A 7,824-nucleotide genomic window follows, 5' to 3' on the forward strand; every position below is an offset into this window, starting at 1 on the left:
TTCATCGTGTTCTTCGTTGGCCACATGACGTTCTCCTCGTACGCCCAGCTGCGGGAGGCGCAGGAGTCGACGTTGCGGGGCTTCATCAAGGCGCTCGAGGCCAAGGATCTCTATACGAGGGGCCACACAGAGCGGGTGGCCTACTTCGCGGAGATCATCGGGCAGGAGCTCGGATTCAAGGGGACCCAGCTCGAGAAGCTCAGGTGGGCGGCGCTCATCCACGACGTCGGGAAGCTGGCGGTGCCTCGCGATCTGATCCGCAAGCGGGCCCGCCTCACGGCGGAGGAGTTCGCCCAGATGCAGGAGCACGTCCATCTCGTCGAGGACCTCCTCGCGGAGGTCGATTTCCTCCAGCCGATGGTTGCGATCGCCGCCAACCACCACGTGCACTACGACGGGAACGGGTACTCGGGCAACGGGCACGATCTCGGCGAGGCTCCCCCGATCGAGGCGCGCATCCTCGCTGTTGCCGATTCCTTCGATGCGATGACGAGCACTCGTTCGTACCGGGTGGCGCTGACCCAGGACTACGCCTTCGAGGAGCTCAGGACGAATGCGGGCTCGCAGTTCGATCCACGAGTCGTCGACGCACTGGTGGAAGCGCTCGCCCGCCGCAACGAGAAATATGGCTCGCCGGACGTTGCGAACGAGGAGGAGGCCCGCCGCAGAGCGGAAGGGGTGCGGGTCGATGGCTGAGACACGCGTCCACGGCCTGTCGTTTCTCATGTGGCTGCTCACCGTGGGGCTGGGCGTCGTTCTGGTGGTCGGCGCAGACGCCTCGCCGCTGTTCATCGCCGTCGGCGCAGGTGCCATCACGATCGGCCAGCTCATCTCGGTTCCGGCGCCGAGCGGCGAGCGCCACTTCCTCGGCATCGCCGCCGCGGTGGCGGTTCCCCTGCTGGCCCCAGACGCCCGAACGGCTCTCGTCGTCTTCGCATTCGGGATGGCGGGCTCGTGGGTGGTCTTCGCCTTTCGTGACCGCGAGCGTCGCCTTCTGAGCAGCCAGTTCATCTCCGAGTTGGTAGCCATATGGGGCTTCGCGGCGGCCTACTACGGGACGATCGAGATCATCGACGCCAGCGCCCCCGTCGGCGACGGGCCACGGCTTGCCGCCATCGCGGCCGGTGGACTGGCGTGGTTCGTGGCGAGGGCATTCATGCGGTCTCTGGTGGGCCTCGACCGCGACGACTTGTCGGTTCGCTACCTGTGGCTGCTCGCTCTGTCCGACTGGTCGGTCGTGGTGAGCCTCCTCACCGCAGGCGCCCTCTTCGGATTCGCGTGGCCCAACATGCGCTGGTGGGCGCTTCCCGTTGCCGGTCTTCCGTATGCCTTCAGCCACCTGGCGTTCGTCAGGTACAACGACACGCGAATCACCTATGGCCAGACGATTCGGGCGCTGGCGCAGATCCCCGAGGTCGCCGGCCTGGCGCCCAACGGCCATTCGGCTCGCACGGCCTCACTGGCGATCGCGGTGGCGCAGGACATCGGCATGGAGCCGGCCGAGGTCGCCGAGCTCGAGTACGCCGCCCTCATGCACGACATAGGCAGGATCACGCTCAACGAGCCCGCCATCCTCAGAGCCGGCTACACGGACGAGGACATCGCCCGCTGGGGCGCGCAGATCATCGCAGAGGCGCCATACCTTCACCGCGTCGCCGAGCTCGTGAGCGACCAGCACCGGCCCTTCAGGAAGGCAGGCCAGGAACGCGACGAGACCGTCGCTCTCGCCTCGAAGGTCATCAAAGTGGCGAGCGCCTTCGACAAGGCGCAGCACGACATGGGGCTCCCGGCCGTCGACGCCTTGGAGCAGCTTCACCGCGGAAGTGCATACGAGTTCGATCCTGAGATCGTCGCTGCCCTGCGGCGCACCCTGACGCATCGCGGGCTCCTGCCGGCGAATCGCTGACGTCAGAGCTCGGCAGCCGACCCGGGGACCGCTCTCGCTCCCCGGCTGAACAGAGCAGGCGGGGTGCGCAGCTGGTCCTCGACGAACACGGCCAGGCCGATCGACAGGAAGACGTCCCCGAGTGAGATGACGCTGCCGGGTATCGGGATCACGTCTGCGAGGAACGGGAGGCGGGTCGACGCGTCGAGCAGCTCATGCTTGGCGTCGAACGGGAGCCCCGGGTTCCCGCCTGCGATCTCGATGGCTTCCGACAGAACCGGCATCGCTCCGTTGACGGCGATGACCACGAGGTTCATCGTCACTCCGAAGCCTGCGATCCACAGGCCGGCGGCGTTGCGATTCGCCAGCACGACGATGAGGAGCAGGGCGTACGAGGTCAGCATGAGTCCAACGGCGATTCCCGACTGGTCCTCCGAGAGGAAGTTGCCGGCAAGCTGCATGGCGAGGCCGATCACCAGAAGCCACCAGGCGCGCACGCGGATCGCTCCGACGTTGGAGAACTTTCCTCCACGCAGCACCGATACGATCGCCGCGACGACGAGCGCGAGCACCAACCACGACATCGGTCCGAGCGTAGAGCCTCGTGCGCTCGTTGAGGTCGCCGGTGGTTCGTAAAGTTTCCCAATCACGCCGCCCCCGATCTCGAGGGCTCGGCAGTTGGCCATCGGTACACTCGCCGTTTCGGCGCACGGGGAGCGAGATGATCACGCAGGAGCGTCGCGACGGCCGCCTCACGCTGATCATCGACGACCCGGACAAGCGGAACCCTCTGTCCAACGAGACCATGGGTGCCCTCCTCGCAGCCGTCCGAAGCGCATCCAATGACCCGTCTCGGCGCGTCATCGTGATCACGGGAGCAGGCGACCGGACCTTCTCGGCCGGAGGCGACCTCTCCGGCGGCTTTGTCGACGATCCCTTGGGACTCCACGACGCTCGAGGCGCATTCGCCGATCTGTTTCGAGCGATGCGGACATGCCGGCAGCCGATCATCGCCAGGGTCAACGGCCACGCCCTCGCCGGCGGCTTCGGCCTCGCGGCGGCTTGCGACATCGTCGTCGCCGTCGACGACGCCGAGTTCGGGATGCCCGAGGTGACTGTCGGGCTGTGGCCGATGATGATCACCGCCGTCGTCCAACGAGTCGTCCCCCGAAGGGCGGCACTCGAGCTGATGCTCACGGGACGCAGGATCTCGGCATCCGAGGCGAAGGATCTCGGCCTCGTGTCACGGGTCGTTCCTCGTGCCGAGCTCGACGACGCCATCGACGACGTCGTCGAGGCGCTCACCGGCGCAAGTGCCGTCCAGCTGGCTCTCGGGAAGCGGGCCTTCTACGCCGTCGAGGACATGGATCTCGACACGGCGCTCGACCACCTCCAGGCCGGGCTGACTGCGGTCGCCATGACCGACGACGCGGCCGAGGGGGTCGCCGCCTTCGCCGAGAAGCGCCTGCCGCGCTGGACGGGGAGATGAGCCGTCACCCGAATGCCTCGGCGAGCTCGGCGGCGAGTCGCTCCTCGGTCAGCCCACCGAAGAGGCGCTTGACGATGATGCCTTCAGCCGAGATGAGGTAGGTCTCGGGCATCGCAAGCGGGGCGTAGGCCTCTTCGACCGATCCGTCGTCGATCCCGACTACATAGGAGACCGGCACCTGCTCGAGGAACTCGAGTGCATCGGATTCGCTGTCGCGGATCGCCACCCCGACGAACTTCACGTCCGGGCGCGCCCGCGACGCCGCGTCGAGGGCGGGCATCTCCTCCCGGCAGGGAAAGCACCAGCTCGCCCACAGATTGAGCAGCACGGGCCTGCCGTCCGCCAGGAGGTGAGCAGACAACTCGAAGACATCGTTGCCCGTCGTCTCGACTGCGAAGTCCGGAGCCTTCTCGCCGATGACTCCCGGGGCCGTGGTCGAAGGGAGCCTGCCGAGTACGGTCGTCACTGTCGGAGCCGTCGGGGCCGTCTCGCCCCCTGCGAGCAGATTGGCGCCTGCGAGCACGACGACAGCCAGGGAGCCAACCGCCGAGACCGCAAGGACGCGGATGCGGAGACGCCGCCAAGTCGCCACCCGCCTATGTGATCGATCGGTCACGACACGGTCGTCGTCATGCTCGTCGCCGGGTATCACGATCGCGACCGTAGTCTCCCGCCAGGCGGCGAGATCCACCGAGGGCGGGCCGGAGCGGCGAGGTCGTGCGTGACGTCGGCCTCGCCGATGGCAAACCCGACCGCCGCCGCAACTCGGGGGATGGACCGGACGTGTCGATGAGCTCACGGGACCGCATTCTCGCTGCGATGGGCGTCGTGGCGTTTGTCGCCGTCGGAGCGCTCGTGCTGCGTCCTCGAGGGCCGGTGACGTCGGTGCCCGAGACGACCCGGCCATCGTCGACCACGGATGCGAGCTCGGCCGCAACTCCTGCGACGAGCCGGCCACCGACGGCGGGCGTCCCTACCACCGACGTCCCGGCGCCCGACGGAGCGATCGTCGTCGATCCGGCGGCAGGGGACGACGCAGGTTCCGGTACGGCTGCCGCTCCGTTTCGGACGCTCGAGCGGGCGCAGCTGGCGGCCCGTGGCGCCACCCGTGCGGCGACGGGTGAGGATGTCGTAGTCCTGCTCCGCGGCGGGGTCTACGAACTGGCCGGCACGTTCCGATTGACACCGCTCGACTCCGGCAGCGACGACCACGACGTGGTGTACCGGGCCGTCGCCGGCGAGCGGGCGGTCATCGAGGGCGGCGTCGAGCTCTCCGGCTGGGAGACGTTCGGCGAGGTCCTGTATCGGGTGGAGGTTCCCGAGCGGGTCGACACCTTCCGGCAGTTCTACGCGCGAGGGAGGAGGCAACCGCGAGCGAGGACGGCCACTGCAGGCGCCACGGCGCTGCGGTTCGAGAAGGAGGAGATCCTCGGCAGACCCCGGGATGCCGCGGTGGTGGTCGACGGCGGGATGCTCGCCGGGATCACCCATCCCGAGGACCTCGAGCTGGTCTACGTGGGTGTTCGAATCTCGGGCCACGGCGTGACGGGCGCCGACGGAGTGGAGACCGAGCGGCCGTCGTGGCGCTCACACCGTCTCGAAGTTGAACGGGCGACGCCTGCGCCCGATGGGGCGATCCGGCTCGACATCGCGGCGGACGCCCTCTACCACGCCACCGATCGGGGCTTCTGGAAGACGTTCGTCATACCTTCCGACCCCTTCTATCTCGAGAACGCCTTCGAGTTGCTCGACGAGCCGGGGGAGTGGTTCTTCGACGAGCGCGACCGTCTCCTCTACTGGTGGCCGCCGGATGGGGGCAACCCGGACGACGTGGATACCTGGATCCCCGCCGTCGAGACGCTTCTCGACGTCGACGGAACGCCAAGCGAGCCGGTTCACGACATCCGCATCGAGGGGCTCACGTTTCGGCATTCCACGTACACCGTGACCAGCCGGGAGGGGTACGTGCCGGGACAGGGCGCCGGGCTCTTCATGGGGTGGGAGCACGACGACTGGATGGAGGCGGAGGGCGCTCGCAGCACATACCTCGACCGGCCCATCCCACAGGGGCTCGCAGGCGCCGCAGTCGAGATGGATTCCGTTCACGACCTGGCGTTCACCGGCAACGTGCTGACCCACCTCGGGTCGGACGGCATGCTCCTTCATAACGATGTCGTGGACGTCACCATTTCGGGCAACGTGTTCTCCGACGTCTCAGGGGGCGGACTGGTCGCAGGCCACGAGGTGCACGAGGTCATCGACGAGCCGATGGAGCGGCTCATCGAGCGGATCGAGCTGTCGGACAACCTGTTCGAACAGACGGGTCGCGAGTACTTCAGCTCAGCAGGCGTCCAGGTCTACAAGTCCGCCGACTTCGTCATCGAGCACAACGAGTTCCGGGACATGCCGTGGGTCGGGTTGTCTCTCGGGTGGGGGTTCGCCAACAACCCGGACTCGTTCGTCCACGTGCGCAACCGGGTCGTGGCCAACCGCTTCGACGACGTGGTGAACACCCTCTACGACGGGGGGGCCATCTATTTGCTTGGACCGACGGGGACCCCGGACGCTCCCCTCGTCGACCACACCGTCGTGTCAGACAACGTCGTCGAGTTCTCGGGGATCCAGCCGAAGCTGCCGGGTGACCTCGTCGACCCCGACTATGCCAAGCGGGCAGGCATCCAACTCGACGAGGGCAATCGCAACGTCGTCATCGAGGACAACCTCGTCTTCGGGTCGAGCGTGTGGCTCCAGGTGACCGAGTGGCCGTCCCACTCACCTGATCCCGCCTGGCGCGCCGGCCTGCATCTGTCGGGCTCGGGCAACTGGACGGACGGGGCGCCCTCGTTGCCCGGCGACCTCGCCAGAGTCGGAATCGCCCGCCCGGGCGAGGTCGCGGACACGGCAGCTCGGGACACAGTCGCTCGTATCGTCGCCGGTGCCGGACGCCGCTAGGAGCGTGCGCCGCGTCGGGTACAGGGCCGGCTGCAAGGGCGACCGGTGTCCCGCATCAACAGCTCGTCGTCACACGTCGGTGATGTGCCAACCCTCCGGCATGATGTACGACGTCGTTGCGTGGGCCACCAGGCGATCCGGCGCCCCGCCCATGTAGACGTCTGCCGTGCCGTATGCGATGCGGCGCCCGAGCTTGAGGATGCGCGCCGTCGCCAGAACATCTCCGCCGATCGCAGGGCGGAGGAAGTTCATCTTGAGCTCGTTCGTCACCGCCAGTGGAACGATGCCGACCGTTGCGAGAATCGCCCAGTACATGGCGGCGTCCGCCAGTGCCATGAGCACGGGCCCGGCGATGAAGTCGACTGGTCTCGTCCAGCGGTCGTCGTAGCCGAAGCGAGCGGTTGCCTCGCCGAGTGAGACGGCTTCGACACCGATGTTCATCTCGGCGCAGAACGGCAGCTGATCCGCAGTGAATCTGCGCAACTCCTCCAGGGTGACAACCGGCGACTCCACGCTCATCGGACTCCACCGACCCTGCGACTGGTTACGAGCGAGGCGCCTGGTCGCCCTCGATACACTGCCCCGATGTCGTTCTTCTCCCGCAACCGCGACGAGCTCGTCGCCAAGGGGATCGATCCCGCCAGGGTCCCCCCGGGCCAATATGTCACCGACCGGTTCCCCGTCCTCCATGCCGGAACCGTGCCGTCGATCGACCTCGCGGAGTGGGACTTCACCGTCGATGGCCTCGTCGGCGGCGAGAAGCGCTGGACGTGGGACGAGTTTCGCGCCATGCCGACGGCCACCTACGTGCACGACATCCATTGCGTGACCAAGTGGTCGAAGCTCGACACCTCCTGGGAGGGTGTTCCCGTGAGGCACGTCTGGGACCAGATCGCCCCCGACCCGTCCGCAACCCACGTCCTCGTCTTCGCGTACCACGGCTTCACGGCCAATCTCCCGGTCGAGGACTTCCTCACAGACGGCAACTTGTTCGCCCACACCTACGGCGGCGAGCCGCTCGAGCTCGAGCACGGGTATCCGTTGCGGCTCGTCGTGCCCCACCTGTACTTCTGGAAATCCGTGAAATGGGTGAGGGGATTCACGCTCCTGGCGGGGGACCAACCGGGGTTCTGGGAGCGCAACGGCTACCACATGTACGGCGACCCATTCAAGGAACAACGCTTCTGGGGGAGCTGAGGGCCGTCGTTCTCGACGTCGGCGAGATGCTCGTCGTCGAGACGTTGCAGAGCCGCCCCGACCGGACTGGGGCGAGCAGGGATGAGCGCCTCAGTCGCTCGAAGACAGCAGGCGCTCGCAGCTCCACGCGTCCCAGCCGTGGCCCGGTCCGAGCCAGTCAACCCAGGCGTCGTACGTCTCCCGCGCCGTCGCCGCGTTGGCCTTCGGGTGGTACGGAGTCTCGCCGGCGAAGGGCGTCTCTGCGCTTCGCTTCTCCCACGTCGATGGGAGGAACTGAAACAAGCCTGCGGCCCCCGAGTTC

General features: G+C 67.4%; 9 protein-coding genes. 5 read left to right on the forward strand and 4 right to left on the reverse strand.

What is annotated here, in order from left to right; all coding sequences use genetic code 11:
* Together VGC47_02110 and VGC47_02115 are read left to right on the forward strand one after the other, a co-directional pair.
* Nucleotides 1–696, forward strand: a 696-nt coding sequence (locus VGC47_02110; GenBank protein ID HEX9854084.1) for an HD-GYP domain-containing protein, incomplete at its 5' end; no start/stop codon positions are given.
* Nucleotides 689–1,906 (forward strand): HD domain-containing phosphohydrolase, encoded by a 1,218-nt coding sequence (locus VGC47_02115; protein HEX9854085.1) that lies wholly within the window; start codon nt 689–691, stop codon nt 1,904–1,906. The genes VGC47_02110 and VGC47_02115, both read left to right, overlap by 8 nt.
* Before the next feature lie 2 nt (nt 1,907–1,908).
* Here the strand turns inward: VGC47_02115 and VGC47_02120 are convergent, their stop codons facing one another.
* On the reverse strand, nt 1,909–2,469 hold the full coding sequence (locus VGC47_02120; protein ID HEX9854086.1) for a DUF5317 domain-containing protein: 561 nt from the start codon (nt 2,467–2,469) through the stop codon (nt 1,909–1,911).
* Between the two features lie 137 nt (nt 2,470–2,606).
* Here VGC47_02120 and VGC47_02125 point away from each other — a divergent pair, with 137 nt between their 5' ends.
* Nucleotides 2,607–3,374 (forward strand): enoyl-CoA hydratase-related protein, encoded by a 768-nt coding sequence (locus VGC47_02125; GenBank protein HEX9854087.1) that lies wholly within the window; start codon nt 2,607–2,609, stop codon nt 3,372–3,374.
* A gap of 4 nt (nt 3,375–3,378) precedes the next feature.
* Here the strand turns inward: VGC47_02125 and VGC47_02130 are convergent, their stop codons facing one another.
* The gene (locus VGC47_02130) at nt 3,379–4,026 is read right to left on the reverse strand and encodes a TlpA disulfide reductase family protein (GenBank protein HEX9854088.1); all 648 of its coding nucleotides are present in this window, start codon (nt 4,024–4,026) and stop codon (nt 3,379–3,381) included.
* 65 nt (nt 4,027–4,091) lie between these two features.
* On the opposite strand from VGC47_02130, the gene VGC47_02135 reads away from it, so the two are divergent.
* The gene (locus VGC47_02135) at nt 4,092–6,326 is read left to right on the forward strand and encodes a hypothetical protein (protein HEX9854089.1); all 2,235 of its coding nucleotides are present in this window, start codon (nt 4,092–4,094) and stop codon (nt 6,324–6,326) included.
* A 69-nt stretch (nt 6,327–6,395) separates the two neighbouring features.
* On the opposite strand, the gene VGC47_02140 is transcribed toward VGC47_02135, so the two are convergent.
* Complete coding sequence (locus tag VGC47_02140) at nt 6,396–6,845, reverse strand: PaaI family thioesterase (protein ID HEX9854090.1); 450 nt, start codon at nt 6,843–6,845, stop codon at nt 6,396–6,398.
* Nucleotides 6,846–6,911: 66 nt separating this feature from the next.
* On the opposite strand from VGC47_02140, the gene VGC47_02145 reads away from it, so the two are divergent.
* The gene (locus tag VGC47_02145) at nt 6,912–7,523 is read left to right on the forward strand and encodes a sulfite oxidase-like oxidoreductase (GenBank protein ID HEX9854091.1); all 612 of its coding nucleotides are present in this window, start codon (nt 6,912–6,914) and stop codon (nt 7,521–7,523) included.
* A 90-nt stretch (nt 7,524–7,613) separates the two neighbouring features.
* On the opposite strand, the gene VGC47_02150 is transcribed toward VGC47_02145, so the two are convergent.
* Nucleotides 7,614–7,824 (reverse strand): hypothetical protein (locus tag VGC47_02150; GenBank protein ID HEX9854092.1); only part of this gene is annotated, 211 nt, incomplete at its 5' end.

This window comes from Acidimicrobiia bacterium (genome assembly GCA_036396535.1).
Classification (GTDB): domain Bacteria; phylum Actinomycetota; class Acidimicrobiia; order Spongiisociales; family UBA5794; genus DASWKR01.

Excerpts from the sequence above, each read along its gene's own strand:
- VGC47_02115 (HEX9854085.1), top strand. The coding sequence starts at position 689 with ATGGCTGAGACACGCGTCCACGGCCTGTCGTTTCTCATGTGGCTGCTC.
- VGC47_02120 (HEX9854086.1), bottom strand. The coding sequence starts at position 2,469 with ATGTCGTGGTTGGTGCTCGCGCTCGTCGTCGCGGCGATCGTATCGGTG.
- VGC47_02125 (HEX9854087.1), top strand. The coding sequence starts at position 2,607 with ATGATCACGCAGGAGCGTCGCGACGGCCGCCTCACGCTGATCATCGAC.
- VGC47_02140 (HEX9854090.1), bottom strand. The coding sequence starts at position 6,845 with ATGAGCGTGGAGTCGCCGGTTGTCACCCTGGAGGAGTTGCGCAGATTC.
- VGC47_02145 (HEX9854091.1), top strand. The coding sequence starts at position 6,912 with ATGTCGTTCTTCTCCCGCAACCGCGACGAGCTCGTCGCCAAGGGGATC.